This is a genomic window from Capsulimonas corticalis, assembly GCF_003574315.2.
Classification (GTDB): Bacteria; Armatimonadota; Armatimonadia; order Armatimonadales; family Capsulimonadaceae; genus Capsulimonas; species Capsulimonas corticalis.
The window spans coordinates 1,751,249-1,773,682 of record NZ_AP025739.1 but is presented as its reverse complement, the minus strand read 5'-3'; the positions used below and the strand labels follow the sequence as shown (position 1 = coordinate 1,773,682).

Below are 22,434 nucleotides of genomic sequence, written 5' to 3'. Positions count from 1 at the left end.
GGAGATTTACATGCGACGATACCTCAAATCACTCTTCCTGCTGGCGATCCTGCTGTTTGCTCCTGCGTATGCCCACGCGGCCGGCGAAATCAAAACCACTGACCCGAGCGGAAAGACGGTTTACTCCGTTATCCTCAATCAGGCCGGCCTGGCGTGGAACGGCAGCACGTTTGCGACGGTGGCGAACGCCAACTGGTCAACCTATCCGGTACTGCTTTCCGAGCAGGGAACGACGGGCATTTACGTGGGGTCGTTCCCCGGCGCCATTACGACGCCGGGCCGGTACTCCGAGCTGATCTATGAACGCGCGGGCGGCTCGGCGGCCGTCGGCGACACGCTGATCGCTCAGGGGACGCTCGACTGGGACGGCGCTGCGCTCGCACTACCGCTTTCTCAGGGGCAGCTCATCAATACCTCGTCGGCGGCAGGCACGATCGGTGAAGCGCTCTATTACGATGATTTAGTGGTCGGACGGCGCGGGACCGCGCAGGGCGGGACATCCAATACGATCCAATTGGACGCGGGCGCATCCGCCACGGATGGGATTTTCAATACCCATTTCGTGAAGATTGTCTCAGGGACCGGTGCGGGCCAGTTCGCCACAATTTCGGGATATGTCGGTACTACCAAAGTCGCCACCATCACCCGGCCAGGACCTGGCACCTGGACCACTATCCCGGACTCAACTTCGGTGTTTTTGATTTGGCCGCAGCCGATGGTGACGTTGGCGGCCGGTCAGTCCACAATCGCCTCAAACTTCGTTGCCGCTCCGACTGCTGCGCAGATCCAGGCATATCTAGATGGCAACAGCACACAGCTGGCGGCTCTGATTACAGGGCAGACAGGTATCAAGGCGAAGACGGACCTTCTGTTATTTGATGGAAGTTCTTATCTGAACACGCACGTCAAGGCAAATGACATCCTAACCGGATACAGCGCCACGGCGACGAACCTCCCAGGGGACTACCTGAGCTCCGGCGAGCAGGCGGCGCTGACGAACGCCAGCTCCACTTCGACGGCGATCAATAACAAGCTCGGCACGCCTGTCCTGTCAACCCTTGCTCTAGACATTGCTTCACGCCTAGCAGGAAGCGCTTATACCGCGCCTTTGACAGCCGCTCAGTATGCGGTCGCGCCGGCCTGGTGGCTCGCGCCGCCCTCGGATTATCAGCAGCGCGGCCAGGCCGTGACATTGCCCACCACGCCGCCGGCGGGGTATGGCGGCGGCTCCGGCCCTACCGCCATACAAATTCGACAAGAGATCGACAGTAACAGCGCTCAACTTGCCGCCATTAATGCGCAGACAACCGCCGCGCAGCAACAGGCGAATATGATCGCGGCGCTGACGGCACAGGGGTACACCGTCACACGCGCCGCCAAAATCGACAATGCTGACATCGCGACCTCCACACGGCTTCCAACGAGTGGGTACACCGCTCCGACCACACCGCCAACGGCGATTGCCATTCGTCAGGAGATCGACAACAACAGTACGCAGCTCGCCTCACTCGTGTCTGGACAGGGGACGATCAGCACCAGCGTCTCCGCAATTAAAGCGAAGACAGACCAATTGCTCTACGACGGCAGCTCGTACCTCAATGTCCATGCAAAAGTGCTCGACGACAAGACGGGGATTTCGCTGAGCAGCGCCGAGGAGGACGCCATCGTCCTCAAGTGGCTGACGCGTACGATCGGTCACGGCATGACGCTGGGGCAGCTTCAAGTCGTCTTGCAGGCGCGGTTCGGCCCGGGCACGCTCACCAACTCGTTCAACATGTCGAACAAGCAGCTCTCGACTCCCTACACGCTGCCTGGCGATAGCTCGCCGGTCCTGACGGATGTCACACCCTACGCCTCGAACGTGACGTCCGCGCCGCCGGTCACCGGGCGCACGACGACCGGGACAATCCCACAGCCGTAAGGAGGCATCCATGCCGATCGGAAACGAACCTTACGACATCGGTAACGACCCGACGTCCGGCGATGTGACCACGGCTCCGCTCTCCGGACACCCCGTCATCACGCCGCCGACATCGGCGATCCCTGCAACTGAGTTTGACCTGAAAGCCGGCGACACCTTGCCGGCCTTCATCGTCATTCTGAAGGACGCGAACGGCGTCATCAACTTGAGCGGCGCGACGGTCCAGTTCCATATGGCCGAGAAGAGTTCGAAGCGCCTGATCGTCAACGAGGCGGCGCAGGTCGCTTCAGATCCGACCACGGGCGGCGTGACTTACAACTGGGTTTCCGGAGACACCGATGCGCCCAACTTCTACGAATGCGAGTTCCGCGTCACCTTCGACGACGGAGCAACGCTGACCTGTCCGGATGACGGCTATCTCCCACTGACGATCACCCCAGCGCTCGTGTAAATAGTTCGATGATTGTTTACCGCGAGAGCTGTTAACATAGATCTTCCAAGCGTTTCCGTTCTTGAGTACGGAAACACCTCTCCCCAGAAAGGCCACCCCATGAACCTCAACAACGTGTTCGCTGACGCCAAGGCCCAGGCTGCCGCTTACGTGCAGGCACAACTGCTGATCAACCCCAAATTCTCCCAGGAAACGCTCACGTCCGGCCTGATCCACCAGGGCGACAAGTTCATTGCGCTCGCCGCCGCGAAGGCGCGGATCTCGCCGTTCATCGTCGCCTTGATCCTGCCCCTGGCCAACGCCTGGCTCTCCACCCAAGCGAATAGCATCTACGCCGGCGTCGTCGCAAAGCTCGCCCAGGCCGCGCCGGCGGACACGACTGCGGCGGCCTCCTAATGGCCGCGCGTCGCTTTTGGATTTACCTGACCGTGCTCATGACGTTGGGCACGGTCGTTTTTGTTCGGACGGGAGACGAGACCATGCCCACCGATACCACGCCGGCGCCGTGCGCAGTCACAGCCGCGCACACCCAGAGCGTGACGCTCCATATCCTCGAATGCGTTCCCAGCCACGAACCTCGGGAGACCGATCCGCATTACCATGTATTCAACGCCGCCAGGCTGCGCATGAAAAAGATGGGACTGCTCAAGTGCTGGAGCTGCGGAACGACAGAGAACATCGAATTACACCACGACAAAGTGGAGTATTCGCTCCAAAACGGGGTCGACCTTTCGAAGTTCGAGGAGCTTTATCCGGAATTCAATATTCACAGCGATGAGGACTTCAAGAACTGGATCGAAGGCGAAGGCAACCTGCTGCCGCTTTGCAAATTACACCACACCGGCATCCTCGGAATTCACGTGATCCCCTATCCGCAATGGCAAATTCTTCGCTACTATCGCGCGGATCTCGCTGCGCCGGCGCAGGTGGTTCCCGTCGGCAAGGCTCCAGTGCTGCCGGCCGGATCCGTGATCCACTTCGCCCCAGCGCCGAACACTTCTCCCAAGACTGCGGAGTAGGTGATGCCCAATCGAAACTACATCAAGGGCCGCGAAGGCGAGTACATCGTCGTTAACATGCTCAAGAGCCTGGGGTATGTCGTGACGCGCGCGGCCGCTTCTCATGGAGTGTTCGACGTGGTCGCCCTGGGCGTTCGCGGCCGCCACACGCACAACCTCGCGATCCAGGTTAAGCGCGGCAAAACGAAGCCGAGCCCCTGCGAGTATCAATCGTCGATCGACGCGGACCTTCTGGATAGCAATCACCGAATGGTTCTGTACCTGCCCACCGAGCAGCCGTCATCGATGCCGCGCGTCATCTACTCCAACATTGAGCCCCTGCCGGATTGGTGCGCTTTCGCCGGATGGCAGCTTGGAATGCCGCCCAAGCAAATGACGCTGCGCCTTCCCCGCAAATAGTCTCTCAAGTTTCCGCAGGGAAACATTCTCCAGATCGGTTTCGCGCGAAACCGATCTGACATCGAAAGCGCCACCCCATGAAAAACCACCCTTCGCCTGTCCCGAGTTTGCATTACGTGATGATCCTGGCGTCCGTCGCGATCATTCTGGTTTCGATGATCCTCTATCTCGTCGCGCCTCAGGCGAAGGAGGTCATGTTCTCCGGAGTGGCGCTGACGACCCTTGGGTTTCTCACGGGCAAGTTGTCGAACCAGTTCGGGCGTCCCTGGCGCGTCGCCCGCTCGGTCAACGCCGAGCCGGATGAGGATGAAGACGAGCCGATGGAAGAGCCTCGTCTGCACATCGTCAGCAAGTACGGCTCCGACAAAATGCCTGAAGCTGCGCACGCCGACCAAGCGATTATCTCCACTGCCTCCCCCACGAAAGAGGAAACCAATGTCCCAGCAGCTCCCCCTACTTTGTGACCACGGCCTCACCCAGGCCACTTCCGATGCGCTGCGCCGCGCCGGCGTGACGGCCAGTCGAATCACCCAGACGGACGGCCATGCGCGCGCATCGAAGAAAACGCACGAATTCGAGGCCGGCCTGATCAATGGGCGGCAATACTGCGCAGCCGTTGATATCTCCGTGCACGGCATGACGGATCTCATGATCCGCGATGAGCTCGTCGCGCTGGCCCGGGAAGGCATCGCCGGCTTTTACCGAGCGCCGGGCAAGGACGGCTGGAGCGGCGTACAGCATATCCACGCCATCGACTGCAATTTGCCCATGAAGCTCGCACTCCGCGAACAGGTGCACGACTGGCTTCATGGAAAGAACGGCCTGGTCAACCACGAAGCCTACAAGTTCTGGCAGCCGTGCGCGACGGCGCAGGCCTGCGTGCGCAACGCCTTCCTGGCGCACAACCCCGCCGACAATTGACTTTGACCGGTTTCGCGCGAAACCGGTGGCTTAGATGACTTCCCAGGGAAAGGGGTTGAAAAACCACATCGTCCCTGTTTCTGGATCCTCCCAGCGACACACCCTGCGGTCCCAGTCGATTCCCTTGGCGGCAAGCATGCTTCGGATCTGCGCCTCGATCAGAGCGTTGTTCGTTTCCAAGTCGAAGCCTGGAAACGTATCGTACTCCGCCATGACGAGCTCCTCGCGTGTCACGGCTACCCAATGGGAAGGGGGCTGAAACATAGTCCCAGTTTACCTCAGCCCCGATCGTATCGCCCAACTCCTATTCATCGAATCGAGGATCCACATGACAACCTCTATCCCCAGCGTCGCGCCCGTCGGCGCGGCGTTCTTCGCCGGCCGCGTCGGCCTCTGGTGCCACGACCCGCAGACGATCCTGGGACACCTGCATGACGCGGCGGCAATCGGCGCAGATTACGTCCTGTTCAAAATCAGCGACGGCGCGAGCAGCTACCACGGCGTCGACAACAAAACGCTGGTCCATGACGCCGCCACGATCGGGCTGCAGCTGGGCGCGTGGGCGTATGTCCGTCCCAGCAACACCCCCGCGCAGATCCAAACGATCATCGTCAACATCCCCGCCGGCGTCACCGATCTCGTGCTCGACGCCGAGGTGGAATGGGAGGCGTACGCCAAAGCACACGGCGAGGACGCGACGAAGGCGCTCGTCGATCAGCTGTGTCACGGCATCGCCGAGGCGACTGGCCACCGCGTCACGCTGCACCTCTCTTCGTTCTGGTCTCCGCAGCTGCATCCCGCATTTCCATTCGCCGCGTTCATGGGGCATTGCGCGACGTGGCAACCGCAGGCGTATCTGGAGCCGGGCACCACGCGGACGCCTGCGGGGATCCTCAGCGGCGCCGTGACGCAGGGGAGGCCGCTGATCAAGCTTCTCCCCGGGCAGCGCCTGGTCCCGACGATCAACAACACCGCGTTCCTTCCGTTCGTCAAGCTGCTGGGCTTCAGCAACTTCAGCATCTACGTCTGGGATCCCGCAGACGGCGACGCGCAGGTCGCGGTGAACAAGGCGGCCTGGACGGCGGCGATCGCGTCGTTTCGGAAGGGCTGAACATGAAGAGCACTAGCACGCGCGTGCGGAGGCCGGCCTTCCCAAACCGGGAATATGAGCGGTGGTTTTTCGTGACATGCCGCGTCCAGGCGCTGCTGGTGCTCAGAGCCGGTTATCCTCACCTGGTAGACGAGGGGATCTCATGCGCGCACCGCGCCGCTTGGCTCACGCACGTAGCAGGCGGCGCGCCGGCGCTGGTCACGTGCAGCGCGCGCCGTGCGGCCATTCAGGTCCTGAGGGATTGGCGCGGCCGGACGCGCGAGAATGTCTATGGAAACCGGGACACCGTGAATGGGACGATCTCATTCGACTCGATGGAGGACGCGGATGAGCGTCTGGGGGTTTTGTGGATCGATCCGGGGTTCGAGCGCGTCGACGGAGAGGATGCATTCGAGCGGCTTGTCGGCCTGGCGGCGAACGCTGATCAACAAACGGCGCTACGCGAGTATTATGGGCTGCGGTTCAACGATCGGGAGATCGCCGAGCATCTGGGCGTGTCCGGCTCGCGCGCCGCGCAGATCCGTAACGCGGGGCTGAAGGTGTTGCGCGAGAAGTTGACGGGCTTGGATATTGAAGTGTGAAAGGGGGCGCAGCCGAATGGCTGCGCCCCCTTTTGCGTAACAGGCAGAGGATTTTTGACCAGCAACACGGCTCATAGACCAACTTTCGTCGAGCCGTATCAGATCTTGAAGAGAAGATCGATGCTGTCCACCAGCTCCTGATGGTCGGCGTGAAAAGTGAGAACGGCGCCAGCTTCACGTCACAAGCCAATGACGCCGTGATCCTGGGGAATTATGGTTCCTGGATTATTGACCAAGATGCAAGCGTCGCCAATACGCCCGGCGCGAGAACCGCTTTGCAAATTGCGATTTTCATAGAAACTTCGTCCCGCTCCTGCGCCCATAGTATATCAGCCGCATGACCGTCGGCGCTCATTTCTATGATAGACGCTATGTGGGCATCATCGGTCGGATCTGTCTCAAGTCGCCAAAAGAGTCTACGACCTGCCTCACGCCATCGCGCGTGCGTCGCTTTGATAATCGCCTCCCCTGCGTCAGGGGCGTTGGTAAAATGCGGCAAGGCGCGAAATTCAGTATCCCGAGGCCATTCATCTTCCGCAATCATCCAAGCAGGATCCGTACCGTAATGAGCGCTATCGACCAGATACGCCAAACCGGTCGGTTGCTCGTAAGACGACAGCGATTTTGGTCGGAAGTATTTGTATCCCATAACTTCGATCGCGATCCTTACGTCCAGCGCGCGCAGCTCCTCAGTCGTGAATCCACGCATATTGGCTTCACTCTCTTCCTCATCATAGATGGCGATGCCACCAACGGAAGCGCGACTCTTATTGTGTCAGTGTCACGAGATTTCCCTCGTAATAGAAATGTGTGAAAACCAAGGTTTTGACCGGCGTGTGTATGATTTTGGTGAACTCGATTAGTCCGGCGCCACGCTGAAAATTTGCCAGTGAAGCGTAACAGGAGGATGCGCAGATCCAATCGATTCCTTCGTGTAAAACACAAACGAATTCCGGAGACTCCAGATGCTGGAGTACATAGACCGCATCGGTCAGTTGCAACTGAGTGGCGATTTGAGACTTCATGGCTGTATCCATTCCTGTAAACGATCTATCGTACGCTATTAAATGATCTATCGAACGCTATTTTGTTGTGTTGTACCAGAACGCCAGCAGTCTTTCCATATCAGCGACCGCTTGTGTCTCCTTCGCGCTATCGGCAGTGTCTGTGATAATCTGGCCGCGCGCCGAAAGTCGTGGACGAAAGCGCCAGTAATCGTGCGATCGGATTCGCCCTCTTTCTGAAGCAGGGACTCGCCGGCGGTATTCGCGAAGCTGAACACATAGTCGTTTCCATACTCGTCGCCGCCGTGCCCGAAGTGTTCGGTAATGCTGCATCTTATCTAGGAACAGGGAAGAGGCAAAATCACCTTCCATCCATTCAATTTTCTATCGGGCAGATATGGTGCGTGATAAGTACCTACGCAAAAGAAATCCGATATTCTTGACCGATTTTGCGTAAAATATTCTCGACACTTTTGCACAGCGTTTCGAAGCTGGCATAGTCTCTGGGAGCCAGCCATCGATATTTCACCATTCGCCAAAGTGTTTCCACTTTATTGAGGTGAGGACAATACGGCGGCAGGAAGAAAAGCCGCAGCCCTTGTTTCTTCCACTGAGCGCGCTTCTCTCGAACGATCTTGGCGCGATGGATGCTCGCATTGTCTAAGACAATCACGGTCGGAACCGTGATCTGGCTGGCAATCTTATCGAAGCTTTCAATCATGTGGTGAGCCGTGATCGCCTCATAGCCCAGAAAAGTATGAATCTGGTTGTCCTTGCTCAGGAACGAGACGGCGTTGAGCCGTTTCGAGTGCCCGTGCGAGGGAATGCAGACCGTCTCGCCCTTCTTCTGCCACATGTAAGGAACGGGAGGCTGAAGGCAAAAGCCGCTTTCGTCCCCATAAAACACCTGGCAACGGCCTTGTTCTTCGAGACGATGCATGCGCAAGAGCGCGCGTTGCGTTCGTTCCTGCACCTCCACAGGAGGCGTTTTGGGCGGGCGGCGGCGAGTGCGCCGATAGGTGTAATCGATCCTTCGCAGCGCGCGTTTAACGGTCGACCAGCTTATTTTGAGCCCTTTTTTTCCAGCGCATCCTCTAAGGCGGCTTTCAAGTTAGGCGTTGGATTTTGCAGAACATCACGCAGATGCGCTTCGACAACAGCGTCAATTTTGCGCGGTCGGCCCGACTTAGGGGCGTCACTGAGCCCTGGCAGCCCATGTTCTTTCCACTGATCGAGCCAGCGGCTGATGGTAGCGGCGTCTGTTTGCACGATCTGCGAAAGTCTGTTTGCACGATCTGCGAAAGTCTGTTTGCACGATCTGCGAAAGTCTGTTTGCACGATCTGCGAAAGCTGGTCGAGTGTATATCCCTGGGCGCTGAGGAGTACGGCTTGGGCGCGCTGACGCTGGCGATGAGAAGGACCACTCCGATACACGGCTGTTAGGTCGGCCTGATCAGCCTCCGAGAGAGTAGAAACGAATTTCATGCCACTATTGTACGATATACATCAGAGAGTGCAAGCAAGCGACCTGAGATTCTTTTGTTCAATTACTTAACATCAATGTTTGGTGCATCTGGGGACATTGACATCGCCCGGATCCGGTAATATGGTAAAATCTCTTATCGATCAGATTCGTCTGATCGGTCACGCCTCGGGGGTGTCCGTAGCATCCGCCGAGGCAATTCGTTTGTTCGAATTATTAAGTGTACAGGATTCTACTTTACGAGTCAATGATAAAGTAGAATGGAATTGACTTTAGTTTTCCCGCGTGCTAAAATGCGGCATGGATGAAAACGATTTGGCGCAATTAATCACGCCGAAGGAGGCGGCGAAGCTAAAAGAGGTTTCTGTCGCAACGATCTACAAGGCTGTGAAAGAAGGACGTCTTAAAGCCGTGTGGCCTGTCGGCGCTATGGCGTTTTTGCTGGCAGATCTGGATGTGTGGCAGCCAGCAAGCTACCGCGGCGTCCAGCGAGCTGTGGTGACACGAGGGATTCCAAGGAAGAAGGCGCAAACCGATTAAGCGACTTTCATGCTTATGATAAGTAAAAAGTATATCGCTTACATGATAAGCAAGTAATAAGATGGATAGGTCATACGAGGGAATTGAGTGAATAACAATCTTGGTGAATTCATCCGTAGCCGAAGGATCGAACTCGGACACGAAAGTATGCGGCGCTTCGCGCGACGAATCGGTCGTTCGCCTTCGTGGCTCAGTAAAGTTGAGCGAGGAGAGGAACGTCCAGGCGCGGAAACTCTACTGATCCTTGCGCGGGAACTCAATGTCGAAATGGCTGTCTTTTTCGCCGTGGCGCAGGTAATCGAACCGGATCTCTATGAGGCTATCGTCCAGGATTACGAAAATTTGGCGCCACAAATCAGAGAACTCATCCACAAGGTTGCTAGATAGTTACACTCTTTCCTCGCCGAAATATCGCGATCGATTCTCGGAGGATGGCTCTCCAAGATATACGATCTGCCCGTCAATCCACGCATAATCGCCCCGATCCAACCAGGTACAATCGCCTTCCATAGCATTTTCACATTTCGCGCAAAGCCTTTTCGTCTCGGGCGCGGACGCCTTAGTCCGAATATACTTGCGAGCTTTCAGTTCATCTTCTGGGAATTTCTGCTGGCAGCGGTCGCAAAAATTTGGCAAATCTGCAAGCTCGATCTGTACAGCTTCTCTCTTGCCAATGCGCATTTCCAGCCAAACATCTTCGATGATACTTTCGCTCTGCTCTTGCTGGTAGCGGATCTTCATGGAGTGAATACCATGATAACTGTTCGTCCAGCGAGTTCTGTCAATATAAGTCAGATCCTTGACTCTGCGCGCACGACGAAACTGTTTTTCATCATCGCGAGGGTTTTCAATATCCCCGTCAGGTTTTAGATGGAAACCGAAATCAGTCATGGTCAATTCCTCGGCGTGGAGCCGTCGTCGATAAGTGCTCCCCGCACCCTTTTATTCGTCTTTTTCACGTATTTTCCGCACCTCTTTACGTAGCGCGGCATCAATTTTACGTAGCGCGGCATCAACGCCACTATGGGCGACTACCCAAAGTACGCATTCATTCGTACGGCGTAGCCAGTACAAAATGATTCATCACCGTTCAATCGACCATTATTAGATGGCATTCGTTAATCCATCTAATAATGGTCGCACTGGTCTAACCATTATTAGATGGATTCATTTTCCCCCAATTTCCCCTTTTTCTTGTAATGCTGCGCCTTCCATTCCCGGCAGGCGTGAGTTCTCCACTGGTTGTACTTTATGAGCGACTCTTCCGATTCGAGCATCGTGATCGCGTTCTCCCCGTGCATCCCTAGCGCTTCGACATGCAGGGTCAGCTCGATCAGCCCGCCGTAGGTCTATAATGGTCCCATAAATTCGGACAGTAAATGGGGCACAATTAAGGTGGATTCACCACCATGCCCAACACCCGAAAACAGTATTCCGCCGCCTTCAAAGCCCAGGTCGTTTTGGAGGCGCTCAAAGAGACAAAGACTGTTGCCCAGCTTGCTTCCGAGCATCAGATTCATCCGAACCTGCTGACCAAGTGGAAGCAGGAAGCCATCGCGGATTTGGCGCTGGTCTTCGAACGCAAGAACTCGCAGGCCAAAGCTCACGAATCGCAGGAGCAGAAAGTCGAACAGCTTTACCAGGAGATCGGTCGCCTCACGACGCAGGTGAACTGGCTGAAAACTAGAATCTTATTAAAATCTGGCCTCGAACCTGACGCTTAACGAGCGCCTGGCCCTGGTCGAACGCGAAGAGCGCCATGCTATGCCGCTGCTCTGGCAGGCCGATCTGCTGTCCGTGGCGCGCAGCTGCTTGTACTACGAACCGCGTCCCGCTCGGGAGGCGAAGATCGCAATCAAGCATCGACTGGACGAATGGTACACCCAGCGGCCGTGTCTTGGAACACGCAAACTGGTGACGCTTTTGGCGCAGGAAGGCATCATCGTCGGGCGGCATACGATCCGTCGGTATCGTGCGGAAATGGGCCTGTTTACTCTGTATTGTGCGCCAAATCTGTCGAAGCCCAGTGGTCCAGACCACAAGATTTATCCGAACCTACTGAGCGGTCTTTGCATTGATCGACCCAATCACGTCTGGGGCGTAGACATCACCTATATTCGGCTGCGTGGCGGCTTCCTTTATCTGGTAGCGTTCTTGGACTGGTTTTCCCGACACGTTGTCGCCTGGGAATTATCCGATACATTGGAAATGCCGTTCGTCCTGTCTTGTATAGATACGGCCCTAGGCCATGCTGTGCCTGAAATTGTCAACTCGGATCAGGGCAGCCACTTTACGAGCGAGCGATTTACGAGCCGATTTCTGGCGGCGGGAGCGCGCATCTCGATGGATGGTCGCGGACGCTATGTGGATAACATTTTCACGGAGCGGCTGTGGCGCAGCGTCAAACAAGAGGAAGTCTACCTCGCCGATTACGAAACGCCGCACGAGGCTCGCCAAGGTTTGGCGTCTTATTTGAAGTTCTACAATGAGGTTCGGCCGCATCAGTCACTAGGCAATCTGACGCCTGCGCTCGTCCATGCCGAACCGCACCGATTGATCCGAAAATGACCAAAAACGAAAGGACGCGATCCACCTTAAAAAAGGCTCTCAAACTGTCTTGACAAATTGGACCACCTTAGTTCGTTACTTCTGCACCAATTGAATCGCCGCTTCCTGGCCGGAGTGGACGGCATTGTTCCGACCTAGCCCGCCTCGGCCGCACTGCTAGCGATCTGCTGGACAAGGCGATCAGCCTCATCGTGCAGGTGAGTGAGGCAAGGAGAGACACGGCGTTCGGGGCCAGACACCGGTGCATCAAGCCGCCTTCAGCAACAACATGTCTTTCTTCTCAGCCTTAGCATCGGGCGGCTCTGCGCTGACATGGAACTTCGCCACGGCCGATTCCAACGACCGGGCGATGTCCGCTAGTTCCGACGCCGAGGCTGCAAGTTCTGAAGCCGAGGCGCTCTGTTGCGCCGTCATCTCCGAGATCGTTGATACCGAGGACGATACCTGCTCGGCGCTCGCTGACATCTCCTCCGCCGCCGCGCTGGACTCTTCAATAATGGCGGCAACATCCGAGATAGCCTTCGACACTTCGTCCGAACTACCCGACATTTCCTCGGCAGCCGCCCCGATGCTCTGCACCCGGCCCATCACCCCGGAGACGACTATCTGGATGTGCGACAGAGCCGTCCCCGCCTCCTCAGCCAACGCCGCTCCCGACGCGACCTCGCGCGTGCCTACCGCCATGGTCGTTACCGCCGCCTCAGTCTGCGACTGAATCTGCCCGATCAGACTGCCAATCTCATGGGTAGCCCGGGTACAGCGCTCTGCCAGCTTGCGCACCTCGTCGGCAACCACAGCAAAGCCCCGACCTGCCTCGCCGGCCCTCGCCGCTTCGATGGTGGCGTTCAGAGCCAGCAGGTTGGTCTGATCCGCGATCTCGCCGATCGTCTTCACGATTATGCCGATCTGCTGGGAAGACTTACCGAGGGACTCGATGACCTGCGCCGACTCGCTCACAGCCTGGTCAATGCGCGCCATGCCCGCCACCGTCTGCGTTACCGCCCCGGCGCCTGCTGTGGTCGCCTCGGCGGCGCGTGTGGCTTCCTGGGCTGCGCCTGTCGCATCGTAGGCTACCCCTCGCACTGAGGCTGCTAACCTCTTAACCTGATCTGCTCCCAGGGAGATAGCGGACGCCTGCGCACTTGCACCCTGGGCAACTTCCGTCGCACCGCGAGACGACTGGTCGGAAGCCTGCGCCACCTCGTGCATCGCCGCGCTGATCTCATCCGTTGCCGACCCCATCTGTTGGCTTGTCGAGGCCACAACTTCCGACGCCGAGGCGACCTGTGCGGACGATATCTGGAGCTGAACGACGAGCGTGCGCAGGCTCGCGGTCATCTCTACGAAGGCGTTTCCTAGCATATCCTTGTCGGAGCGAGCGGCGAGATTCCCCGTCAGATCGCCGGAAGCGACGCGCCGGGCTGCTGAGGTAAGTGCGCCCAGGTTTTGGACCATTGCCGCCAAGGCGGCTGTGCCCATCTGGCCAATTTCGTCGCGCGTTTGCATATCCACATTCTGTGTCAGGTCGCCTTCGGCAATGCACTGTGCTGTGCTGAGCAGCCGCGACACACTCCCGAGCATGGCCTGATAAAGCGCCACGAGAAAATAGATTGCCAGAGCCACGGACGCGACGGCAAGAGCGTCTACGGCATTCCGGCGACTATAAAACTTGTGCAGGCGCACCTGGAGGATGCCGTCCAACACGTCATATCCAGTCTGAGAATAGCTTTGCCCTGACGCAAGCGCCTCATGAGCAGATATCTCGATAATCTGCGGGCGGACGGTGATATGCGCCGGCTTCAGCAACTGAGCCTGAAGAGCGTCCTGAAACGCATTTATTCCGTTCGTGATGGAAGCGCTCGGGGAATCCATCTGGCCTGACAGCGCTTGGTTGAAGGCCGTCGCTTGTTTGAGATCGCTGGTCAAAGTCCCCATCGGAGATGCGATCTGCCCCGTCAGGACAGTCAGTTGCGTTTTCTCGTCAGCGGTCAGCAAGCCACGACTGGCTGCGTCCGTTGCCAAGTCACGCGCCTGTCCGAGCGTCACGGCGGCCCCCGGCGCCTGGATCACGACGGTGTCCATCACGTAGTAGCTATCCGCTTGGGGGTCCAATATGAGATTGGAGTTTGTGCCGACCGTACCGATAAATGTGTTCAGATCTGTGGCGAAGGCGCTCATGCCGGCTTGGCGGCTCGTGTACGCGGGCTGACTGCCGGGCTTCTGAATAGCGAGCCATTCAGCTTTAAGCTTTGGCCACCCATCCCCAGTTTTGAGCGCTGGGCCCAGCGCGGCGTTGAGTGCGTCCACTTCTGCGACATCCTGGCTAGCCTCATCTGAGTTGCTCAGTACGTCCAGGAGGAGGTTCGTCAGAGCGCGATCGTAGACCACCCCCTGGCGCTCCATCTCGGCGAAGTGGATGTCGGAGATAATCGCGCTTTGAAAGAAGTAGGTCACGCCGCCAAGCGGCAGCAAGAACAGCAGGCCGATCAGGCCGAACTTTGCGGGGAAGCGCAAACGATCCATCAGGAGGCGTCCGGGGGTTAAGGGGTTGATTTTCAACAGACTTACTTTCTAGATGCCGTACTATAGATATGCTAAATTTAAGAGTACTAAACTCCGCAACGCCTAACTTTATGAGATATAGTGCTATTGTCGGCAGTCAGGACGGCATATTTTAGAGGTAAAGCCAAAACGGGGTATTTTGCCCATCGCACCAGAAAAGTATAGTAAGACGTAAGGTATAGCTGGGCATCAGAGCGGGGGCAACAGCGCGACTTGCAGGATGAGCTCTCTTTTCTATATGCTCTACAGACAAAGAGAAAAGGGGCGCAGTGGACTTGCCCGGGTAGGATAGACACCTCGAAAAGCCTAATCTTAATATTAGGAAGCCATCTTAACGAATGCTTGATGGTGCGAGGAGTTTTATGACGAACCGTAAATCTTACACTGAAGAGTTCAAACGCGAGGCGATCCGCCTCGCCGAGGAGAAGGGCAATCTCAGCGCCGTCGCGCGTGATTTAGGAATTGCCGAAAGTCTGATCGCTAAATGGAAGAAGAGCCTCCAGAGCCAGCCGGAAAATCCCTTCCCCGGCAAAGGCAATCCCTCTGATCCCGAGCTCGCACAACTCAAGCGAGATTATGCTCGCCTCAAAGAGGAGAACGAGATCTTAAAAAAAGCGGTCGGTATCTTCACGAGCCGCCCGCAGTGAGATACCGGTTTATTCAAGATCATGCGGGACAATTCTCGGTACAAATGCTCTGCCGGGCCATGGAGCTCAAATCCGGTAGCTACTACGCCTGGCGTTCTCAGAAACGCAGCGCTCGTCGCCTCGAAGAACAGGCCCAGGAGCAGGCATTGGTGGTGCAGATCCAAAAGGAGCACGGACAAAGCCGCGACACCTATGGCAGTCCACGCATTTATCTCGAACTGCGGGAGCAAGGCGTCGCTTGTGGTCGTCATCGTGTGGCGCGCTTGATGCATAGCCATCAGATCGTGGGGAAGAAAAGACGGCGCTTCCAAGTAACGACCCAATCGGATCACGCGTTGCCGGTGGCGTCGAACGTGCTGGATCGCCAGTTCACGGTCTCCGCTCCTCATCAGCGGTGGGTCGGCGATATCACGTATCTCTGGACACGGGAAGGCTGGCTGTATCTGGCTGTCGTTCTGGACTTGTTCAGTCGCCGCGTCGTTGGCTGGTCAATGCAGGCAACGATGGAAGCGGGGTTAGTTTGTGACGCTTTGGAGATGGCGATCCAACGTTGTTGTCCGCCAGAAGGCCTGCTTTATCACAGTGATCGGGGCGGTCAGTATGCCAGTCTCATTTATCAGGACAAGCTCCGGCGCCACGGCATGGTTGCCAGCATGAGCCGTAAAGGCAACTGCTGGGACAATGCCGTGGCGGAGAGCTTCTTTTCGACGTTAAAGATGGAGTTGCTTCCGGAACAAGTGTTTCGCACTCGCGCCGAGGCAAAAGCATCGGTGTTCGAGTATATTGAAGTCTGGTATAACCGCAAGCGTCGACATTCGACGCTTGGTTATATCAGCCCCGCTCAATTTGAACAGCGCCATTTTGAGCAACAGCAACAGCTCGCAAGAGCCGCTTAACGAAGTGTCTACAAAACCCGGGCAAGTCCACAGCCGTTTGGCTGCGCCCCTTTTCTCATTATTATCTTTGAGACCACCCCGGACGCTATGGGGACCTAACCCTATTATCGTTGCGGAATTAGAGAGAAGCCGCCCCGAGATCGACGTCCTTTCCGGTCGCCTTGACGTAGTCATCGTAAAAATTTTTGACACCGATGTCCGTGAGTGGATGGTGGAATAGCTGCTCCATGATCTTGTAGGGAATCGTGGCGATCTGAGCGCCTGAGCGGATGCTCTCCGTGACCTGTAGCGGTCCGCGAATGGACGCCACTAGGATTTCGGGATCTTTAGGAAAATCATAATTCTTTACCATCCTGACGGCGTCGGCGATATTCTGCGCGGCTTCACCGCTGCCCATATCATCAATGCGACCTACGAAGAAGGAGATGAACGAGGCGCCTGCCTTCGCCGCCAGCAACGCCTGCGGGAGTGAGAAGACCAGCGTGACGTTGAAGTTGACGCCCTGCGGAGACAGCTCCTTAACGACTTCCAGCGCAGTGGGCGTCATCGGCACCTTGACGTAAACATTCGGAGCCCAAGATGCGATGTCTCTGGCTTCCCCGATCAGTTTGTCGTAGTCGCTCTCCACGCACTCTGCCGATACGGGTAAATCCCCAACGAGCTCAAGGATCTCTTGGACGCGCGTTTTATGAGTGATCCCCTCCTTTGCAATCAAGCTAGGGTTAGTCGTAACGCCGTCGAGAATGCCCCACTGTTTCGCCTTTTTTATTTCATCGATATTCGCGGTGTCTATAAAGAATTTCATCGGCCTATTGCTTTCCTGAGTGCGGCCCAGCCGCCTCATCGAATCCGGGAAGTTTATATTCCCTGCTAAGCTCGGACTCCCTATACCCATTTCACATGGCTATCACAATTCCAAGTCAAGATTACGGATCCGAGCGGCCTGATGCGCCGGCGCTATCCCGCCAGACTGGTCGCGAAGAACTACTCGGCGGCGAACGGCATTCTTTTGGTCGTGCAATCGAGATATCGAGCAGCCGCTCCCTACTTCTCCAACCGCCGAGATTCCCAGGTTCGGGTCAAACGAGTTTCTGCCTCTTCTTTCGCTCAGTCCTCTTGTTCACCATCAGCGGCGCATCCGATGGTTCGACGACGTTCCCAAGCGGCGACGCCGCCGCGTGCATAGCGCGCACATGATCGGCGTTGGGATGCAAATAGATCTGTGTGGTCGATAAGCTCTTGTGTCCGGCGATTTGCTGCGCCGCTCGTAAATCGTGCTCGCTGATTTGGGTGATCGAATAATGCCTCAGCCCGTACAGTGAAAACCCCGCAATGCCTGCCCATTTTAGCTGACCACGGAACCGCTTGGAAAATACCTCGACCGTGAGATCGTCTCCATATTCGTTGACAAACAGGTTCGGCGATGCGGATTCTTTCGGGCGCACCTTGAGATACTCTTCGATCACCGGCTTGAGATTTACGCTGATCGGTGGGCTTCGGTCTTCATCGGTTTTCGTATCGCGTAATGTGAATTTCATCAGCGTGAGATCGCAGTCTTGGACTTTGAGGCTCAGGATCTCACCCGGCCGCGCCGCCGTCTCGATCAGGCTCGCGACGATCGCGTAGTTGCGCAGGCCGAGAAAGCGACGAGTGCTCGCCTTCATAAATCGCATATCCGGATTGCGCTCAACATCGAACCGTTTTCGGATGCTAATCAGGAGCTGCCGGACTTGTTCCGTGCTGGGACAAGCGCCAACTTTCTGATTCCGCGCCGGAAGCTCATAGTCGGCCAGCGGATTCGTATCGATGTACCCCTGCTTGAAACAAAAGCGCAGAAACACGCGAGCGCACGAAGCGTCATGCCTGCGCGTCAGATCACTCACCGCCTTCCCACCGAACTGTCCGGGCGTGGCGCGGTAGACGAGATACTTGGAGAGGTGCCTCGCCCGGAACTCGTGAAGACTGATCTGGTTGTCCTGTGACCAACGCACCAGCAGTACCAGGAGGTCGTGATAGTATTTTGCCGTCTTCTCTTCCCGAGTCGCCTTCATCCGAAGAATGAAGTCATCGAATGCCTCAGTCCAACTAATTTCAGAGTGATTTGTAAGCGTAAGCGCCAAAGCTATGACCTCTTGTGATAAGCCGATACTACTGGTTACAATTGAAGTAACCTTCAATTACGTGCCGGATGCAAAAGAAGCCCCCTTCTCATTTTAGAGTGAGAAGGGGGTGCTTTCTGTATGGCTGCCGGACTAGGATTCGAACCTAGGACCTCTTGTTTCAGAGACAAGCGTTCTGCCAGCTGAACTATCCGGCATCGTGAGACGACCGGAATAGATTACCTTTAAAGACGCCTTCTTGTCAAGCGTATCGGCGAAATTTACGGCACGGGCTCGCCGCGCGCCGCGACCCACAGTTTGTACCAGTCCTGGCGCGACAGATTGATGCTCGCCGCGCCGGCCGCTTCGCGGATGTGCTCGGGGTTGTTGGAGCCGACCAGCGGAATGATCTTCGCGGGGTGACGCAGCAGCCAGGCCGTGGCGATCTGGCCGGGCGTGGCGCCGCCGTACTCTGGGGAAAGGGCCTTCAGGGCGTCCATGATGCGCGTCAGACGCGGGGCGTCCTGATGGTCCGCCGGGATCTCGCGGTGGCCGGAGAGCCAGCCGCCGCCGAGCGGGCTGTAGGCGAGCGGAGTAACGCCAAACTGGAGACACTGGTCCAGAACGCCGTCGCCATCGCCGCCGGCCGCGCCTTCGTAGATGGGGTCGAGCCGGGTCAGCGAGATCGATATCTGGTTTGAAACGATGGGGGCCTTCAGATACTGCTTGAGCGCGAGCGTCTGCTGCGGGTAGTAGTTGGAGACACCGATGGCGCGCACCAGCCCCTCTTCGACCAAAGCGTCCAGCACTTCCGCCGTCTCGGCGGGATGGGACAGCGGGTCGGGACGGTGGATCTGATACAGATCGACATAATCGATCCCCATCCGCTCCATCGACCCGCGCAAACTCTGGCGGATATAGGCGGGATCGTGCTCGTAATAACCGGGCCGGATCCCGACCTTGGTGGCGATATAGATCTTCTCACGGATCCCAGGAACGGCGGCGAGACAATCCTTGAAGACGGACTCGCAGGCGCCGCGCCCATAGATATCGGCATGATCGAAGAAATTAATCCCGGATTCCAGCGCGGCCTCGAAGGCGACAATCGCCTTACGGATATTTTCGGGGCCGACCTCGGCCGGGTTCCAGGTTCCAGCCATCCCCATGCATCCGAGGGCGATGCGAGTGACGGGAACGTTTTGCGGGCCGAGCGGCTGTGTGGGAAGTGTAGTAGCCAATTCTTCAACTCCTTAAGACGATGAGACTTTCTTGAGATTACAAGGCGGAACGCATGGATGGCTCGCGGTGACGTCTGTTTTGACGCAAAAAGGGGCGCTCCACGGCAAGGTAGAACAGATATGCGGCGGCCAGAACGAGCGGCAGCCCGATTGCGGCTAACATCCCCCATCTCTCATCCGCGGAAAGCCCTTGCGGCAGAAACCTATCGATCTGCTCCAAAAGAGGAACATGGATCAGATATAAACTATAAGAAAACGCCCCAACCGCTTGCGCCGCCTTAGAGTTCAGCACGCGCAGCGCTATGGACGGCTTACTCTCACAATTATCCTCGAATTGGCCGCAGTAAAGGATGAGACAAAGAATGGGAAGCCCGGCAAAGAAATCCAGCAGCCAGTAGCAGCGCCAAAGTACGGCGCTAGGATAGAAGATATATATCGGGTAAATCAGCACAGCGGATATGGCGGCGATGGCTCCCCAGTGCATACGCCTGCGAAAGCTTATGACACTGGCGCTTTCGGAGCGGATCATCGTTGCGCCGAGCATTCCCATCGCAAATAAACCGAGCAGCCAGGAGCAAGCCGATCCCGCGAAGTTATGATTTGCTGGCAACACGAAATAAGGAGCCGTTCCCAGCAGTACGGCGCCGAAGAACGTAGGCAGCCCGCCGAAACGACGCCAGAGCGGCAGCAGAACCAGGGCAAAGACAAAGTATATTTGCCACTCCGTTGCGACGCTCCACGTCGGGCCATCCAGCGCCATCAGCAGATCCGCTCGAAGATTATGGACTAACAATAGATGGGAGATCAGGTTTGAAGCCCTGACCGGCAAAAAAAATGGCTCGTGCTGGTGGTTGGTGAGGCGCACGACAGTCGCATGAATCGCCGGAAGCAGGATCGTCAAAGCGAGGGCCGCGTAGTAGGGCGGCAGAATCCGGCGCGCGCGACGCGCCGCAAATCCCTTCAATCCGCCCGCGAGCTGCCGAGCCGGCGCTCCCGCCACGGGTAGCATCAGACAAAAACCTGACAGAACGATAAAGGCGCAAACCGCGCAGTGTCCCAGCTGAATCAGGTGAGATGCGCCGCGCAGAGCGGGACTCATCTGGCTCACTGGCGCAGCGGAATAGGCGATATTGATAATATGGCAGCACATCACCGTGAGCGCCGCCAAGCCGCGAATCCCATCAAGAAATTGAAAATGAGCGCGCGCCGCGAAGCCCGTCTTCGGTTCGGCGGCGGGGATAATCGACATGGACGGAAACTCCCAGGGCAGCGCCCGCCGACGATAGATAACCATCGTCGGCGTAGGCGGCTAGTTCCCTATCGGGCGTCTAAAGTCCTGCCGAAAGCAGAATGAGATTTTGTGGAGTCAGTGATTACGCGCGCGCCATGCCGTCGATGTCGCCGCGCACGAGGCTGAGGCCGTAGAGACACAGCTCAAACTCGTCGGACAGCTTCTTCAGCACCTGGGCCTGCGTGCGGTACTCGCCGTAGTCGTGCTTGGCGGCGATGGCGTAGCTGTTCTTGCCCTGCTGGACGTAATCGAGCAAGTGATCCTTGCGCCAGCGAGACTGCATCCCCCGCAGCGATTCGGGATACACGCCGGCCCAGAACAGCGTGAAGTCGCCGATATGCTTGTGGACCTCGCGCTCACGGTTGAACGACTGGGCCTCCAGGCGGATATCCGCCTGCATCAGCATGTCCGCGACTTCCTGCAAGGGCTTGCCCTGAAGATCGCGCACCCGGTATACATTTTGAAAATGGGCAAAGTCGGTGAGAACGCCGGCGAGATAGTCCGTAACGCCGGGTTCGTACACGCCCATCGTTTGAATGAAGGCGCGTTCGACCAGGGCGCCGAACATGCGGCGAAGCGTGGGATCCAGTTCCGAATGATGGTCAGTAGACACGAGACATCCTCCTTGTTTGCAAAAATCGGCAGGGACAAGAGAAAGCGCGACATTGTGCTGACAGCCGCCGATGAATCAGGCGCTGGCCTGAAATGTCCTCCATGATATCTGATTGGCGTCCAGATATAGAAGATTATCGGCGGAATTCATCGTTGAGGTGAGGGGTAATTCGAGAGTGGGAAATGTTTTTCCTTCCCAAGAAGGAATATTCTTCCAGAATAGGGAACATATGTTCCCATACTGGTCTTCGGAGGGAGTCGAAACCGTGGGTTCACACAAATCGCTTTATGGTCTGCCCGTCAGCGCCAAACTACAGGAAATCTACCGCCGTCTGCTCAAACTTCACCGGACGAACGTGGATGACGTCATCAGCCTCACGCCGCTTGAGATGCTCGTCCTTGCGATTCTCTCGCAGCGCACAACCGACCCTATCGCTCAGCAAGCGTTCGAAAATCTGCGCCGTATGTTTCCCGATTGGAGCGCGCTTTGCGACGCTCCGATATCATCCATCGAGCGCGCGATCCACGACACGACATGGCCCGACAAAAAAGCGAAGTTTTTGCAACGCGCCTTTCAGCATATTCGCGGCTGGCGGCGCGGCGCACTTAACCTCGATCATCTTTTTGAAATGTCCGATACGGATGCATCCGCCTGGCTGGACCGGCTCCCAGGCGTTGGAATCAAGACCAGCGCATGCGTGCTGCTGTTCAGTACTCTGAGGCGCGCCGTTCTCCCGGTGGATACCGGACACCGCCGTATAATGACACGATTAGGAATGCTGGGACCATCGATCAGCTCGGATCGGGCGCACCCCATTCTTCAGTCCCTGCTGCCGCGCGACTGGACGCCGCGAGAAATCGAAGCCTTCCATAACGTGATCAAGAAACACGCTCAAACGTACTGCGACGCAAAACAGCCCAGGTGCGCGGGCTGCGCCCTGCGCGACCTCTGCCGGCACGCGCAAACGTGTTTCCAGCCGGAACACGAAGAAGAAAAACGTCATACCGCCGTCAAACGAAGATCATCCACTCAACCAAACCCTCTGCAAATGTGCATGCTCTACGAATAAAAAAATCGCGTCTCCGATTTC

General features: G+C 57.0%; 25 protein-coding genes, 1 tRNA gene and 1 pseudogene. 14 read left to right on the top strand and 13 right to left on the bottom strand.

Going from position 1 to position 22,434, the window contains the following annotated elements; genetic code table 11:
- The first annotated feature begins 10 nt into the window (after positions 1 to 10).
- The 7 genes from D5261_RS07440 to D5261_RS07410 all read left to right on the top strand — a co-directional run bounded on the left by D5261_RS07440 (position 11) and on the right by D5261_RS07410 (position 4,711).
- Positions 11 to 1,921 (top strand): hypothetical protein, encoded by a 1,911-nt coding sequence (locus D5261_RS07440; RefSeq protein ID WP_119325259.1) that lies wholly within the window; start codon positions 11 to 13, stop codon positions 1,919 to 1,921.
- A 10-nt stretch (positions 1,922 to 1,931) separates the two neighbouring features.
- Positions 1,932 to 2,372 carry a hypothetical protein gene (locus D5261_RS07435; protein WP_119325260.1) on the top strand — a complete coding sequence of 147 codons (441 nt, stop codon included), beginning with the start codon at positions 1,932 to 1,934 and terminating at the stop codon, positions 2,370 to 2,372.
- 99 nt (positions 2,373 to 2,471) lie between these two features.
- The gene (locus D5261_RS07430) at positions 2,472 to 2,768 is read left to right on the top strand and encodes a hypothetical protein (protein ID WP_119325261.1); all 297 of its coding nucleotides are present in this window, start codon (positions 2,472 to 2,474) and stop codon (positions 2,766 to 2,768) included.
- A gap of 83 nt (positions 2,769 to 2,851) precedes the next feature.
- Entirely contained in the window at positions 2,852 to 3,391 is a 540-nt protein-coding gene (locus D5261_RS07425; RefSeq protein WP_125206434.1) for a hypothetical protein, read from the top strand.
- 3 nt (positions 3,392 to 3,394) lie between these two features.
- Entirely contained in the window at positions 3,395 to 3,790 is a 396-nt protein-coding gene (locus D5261_RS07420; protein ID WP_119325263.1) for a hypothetical protein, read from the top strand.
- Between the two features lie 77 nt (positions 3,791 to 3,867).
- On the top strand, positions 3,868 to 4,254 hold the full coding sequence (locus D5261_RS07415; protein ID WP_125206435.1) for a hypothetical protein: 387 nt from the start codon (positions 3,868 to 3,870) through the stop codon (positions 4,252 to 4,254).
- A complete protein-coding gene (locus D5261_RS07410) occupies positions 4,226 to 4,711 on the top strand; it encodes a hypothetical protein (protein ID WP_119325265.1) in 486 nt (161 codons plus the stop codon). The genes D5261_RS07415 and D5261_RS07410 overlap by 29 nt, the downstream gene beginning before the upstream one ends.
- A 30-nt stretch (positions 4,712 to 4,741) precedes the next feature.
- Here the strand turns inward: D5261_RS07410 and D5261_RS07405 are convergent, their stop codons facing one another.
- Entirely contained in the window at positions 4,742 to 4,975 is a 234-nt protein-coding gene (locus D5261_RS07405) for a hypothetical protein (protein WP_165864699.1), read from the bottom strand.
- 64 nt (positions 4,976 to 5,039) lie between these two features.
- Between D5261_RS07405 and D5261_RS07400 the strand changes: the two genes are divergently transcribed.
- Positions 5,040 to 5,822, top strand: a complete 783-nt coding sequence (locus tag D5261_RS07400) for a glycoside hydrolase family 25 domain-containing protein (RefSeq protein WP_119325267.1) — start codon at positions 5,040 to 5,042, stop codon at positions 5,820 to 5,822.
- A 2-nt stretch (positions 5,823 to 5,824) separates the two neighbouring features.
- On the top strand, positions 5,825 to 6,403 hold the full coding sequence (locus tag D5261_RS07395) for a sigma-70 family RNA polymerase sigma factor (protein WP_119325268.1): 579 nt from the start codon (positions 5,825 to 5,827) through the stop codon (positions 6,401 to 6,403).
- 211 nt (positions 6,404 to 6,614) lie between these two features.
- Here the strand turns inward: D5261_RS07395 and D5261_RS07390 are convergent, their stop codons facing one another.
- The 4 genes from D5261_RS07390 to D5261_RS07375 form a co-directional block, all read right to left on the bottom strand.
- Positions 6,615 to 7,112, bottom strand: a complete 498-nt coding sequence (locus D5261_RS07390; RefSeq protein ID WP_119325269.1) for a hypothetical protein — start codon at positions 7,110 to 7,112, stop codon at positions 6,615 to 6,617.
- A 58-nt stretch (positions 7,113 to 7,170) separates the two neighbouring features.
- Positions 7,171 to 7,428, bottom strand: a complete 258-nt coding sequence (locus D5261_RS07385; RefSeq protein ID WP_119325270.1) for a hypothetical protein — start codon at positions 7,426 to 7,428, stop codon at positions 7,171 to 7,173.
- A 394-nt stretch (positions 7,429 to 7,822) separates the two neighbouring features.
- Positions 7,823 to 8,437 (bottom strand): IS630 family transposase, encoded by a 615-nt coding sequence (locus D5261_RS07380; RefSeq protein WP_245992693.1) that lies wholly within the window; start codon positions 8,435 to 8,437, stop codon positions 7,823 to 7,825.
- Positions 8,438 to 8,469: 32 nt separating this feature from the next.
- Complete coding sequence (locus tag D5261_RS07375; protein WP_119325272.1) at positions 8,470 to 8,892, bottom strand: helix-turn-helix domain-containing protein; 423 nt, start codon at positions 8,890 to 8,892, stop codon at positions 8,470 to 8,472.
- A gap of 298 nt (positions 8,893 to 9,190) precedes the next feature.
- On the opposite strand from D5261_RS07375, the gene D5261_RS07370 reads away from it, so the two are divergent.
- Complete coding sequence (locus D5261_RS07370) at positions 9,191 to 9,430, top strand: helix-turn-helix domain-containing protein (protein ID WP_119325273.1); 240 nt, start codon at positions 9,191 to 9,193, stop codon at positions 9,428 to 9,430.
- Positions 9,431 to 9,517: 87 nt separating this feature from the next.
- Positions 9,518 to 9,817 (top strand): helix-turn-helix domain-containing protein, encoded by a 300-nt coding sequence (locus D5261_RS07365; RefSeq protein ID WP_119325274.1) that lies wholly within the window; start codon positions 9,518 to 9,520, stop codon positions 9,815 to 9,817.
- Here the strand turns inward: D5261_RS07365 and D5261_RS07360 are convergent, their stop codons facing one another.
- Positions 9,818 to 10,321, bottom strand: coding sequence for a hypothetical protein (locus D5261_RS07360; protein WP_119325275.1), 504 nt, complete (start codon positions 10,319 to 10,321; stop codon positions 9,818 to 9,820).
- 518 nt (positions 10,322 to 10,839) lie between these two features.
- Here D5261_RS07360 and D5261_RS07350 point away from each other — a divergent pair.
- A pseudogene (locus D5261_RS07350) lies at positions 10,840 to 11,998 on the top strand (IS3 family transposase).
- 246 nt (positions 11,999 to 12,244) lie between these two features.
- On the opposite strand, the gene D5261_RS07345 reads toward D5261_RS07350, so the two are convergent.
- Entirely contained in the window at positions 12,245 to 14,557 is a 2,313-nt protein-coding gene (locus tag D5261_RS07345; protein ID WP_125206441.1) for a methyl-accepting chemotaxis protein, read from the bottom strand.
- 365 nt (positions 14,558 to 14,922) lie between these two features.
- Here D5261_RS07345 and D5261_RS07340 point away from each other — a divergent pair.
- Positions 14,923 to 16,103, top strand: a protein-coding gene (locus tag D5261_RS07340; protein ID WP_301002444.1) for an IS3 family transposase whose coding sequence is annotated in 2 segments (ribosomal slippage) — positions 14,923 to 15,175 and positions 15,175 to 16,103 — 1,182 coding nt in all. Because the reading frame shifts where the segments join, the coding sequence is not laid out codon by codon here.
- Between the two features lie 118 nt (positions 16,104 to 16,221).
- On the opposite strand, the gene D5261_RS07335 is transcribed toward D5261_RS07340, so the two are convergent.
- The 6 genes from D5261_RS07335 to D5261_RS07310 form a co-directional block, all read right to left on the bottom strand.
- On the bottom strand, positions 16,222 to 16,908 hold the full coding sequence (locus tag D5261_RS07335; RefSeq protein ID WP_119325225.1) for a transaldolase family protein: 687 nt from the start codon (positions 16,906 to 16,908) through the stop codon (positions 16,222 to 16,224).
- Positions 16,909 to 17,182: 274 nt separating this feature from the next.
- Complete coding sequence (locus tag D5261_RS07330; RefSeq protein ID WP_125206430.1) at positions 17,183 to 18,280, bottom strand: tyrosine-type recombinase/integrase; 1,098 nt, start codon at positions 18,278 to 18,280, stop codon at positions 17,183 to 17,185.
- A 64-nt stretch (positions 18,281 to 18,344) separates the two neighbouring features.
- Positions 18,345 to 18,420: transfer RNA gene (locus D5261_RS07325), tRNA-Gln, on the bottom strand.
- Positions 18,421 to 18,483: 63 nt separating this feature from the next.
- Positions 18,484 to 19,440, bottom strand: coding sequence for an aldo/keto reductase (locus D5261_RS07320; RefSeq protein ID WP_125206431.1), 957 nt, complete (start codon positions 19,438 to 19,440; stop codon positions 18,484 to 18,486).
- A 37-nt stretch (positions 19,441 to 19,477) separates the two neighbouring features.
- On the bottom strand, positions 19,478 to 20,689 hold the full coding sequence (locus D5261_RS07315) for an acyltransferase family protein (protein WP_165864691.1): 1,212 nt from the start codon (positions 20,687 to 20,689) through the stop codon (positions 19,478 to 19,480).
- A 124-nt stretch (positions 20,690 to 20,813) separates the two neighbouring features.
- Positions 20,814 to 21,344 (bottom strand): hypothetical protein, encoded by a 531-nt coding sequence (locus D5261_RS07310; protein WP_125206432.1) that lies wholly within the window; start codon positions 21,342 to 21,344, stop codon positions 20,814 to 20,816.
- A gap of 265 nt (positions 21,345 to 21,609) precedes the next feature.
- Between D5261_RS07310 and D5261_RS07305 the strand changes: the two genes are divergently transcribed.
- Complete coding sequence (locus D5261_RS07305; protein ID WP_165864692.1) at positions 21,610 to 22,413, top strand: endonuclease III domain-containing protein; 804 nt, start codon at positions 21,610 to 21,612, stop codon at positions 22,411 to 22,413.
- The last annotated feature ends 21 nt before the right edge of the window (positions 22,414 to 22,434 follow it).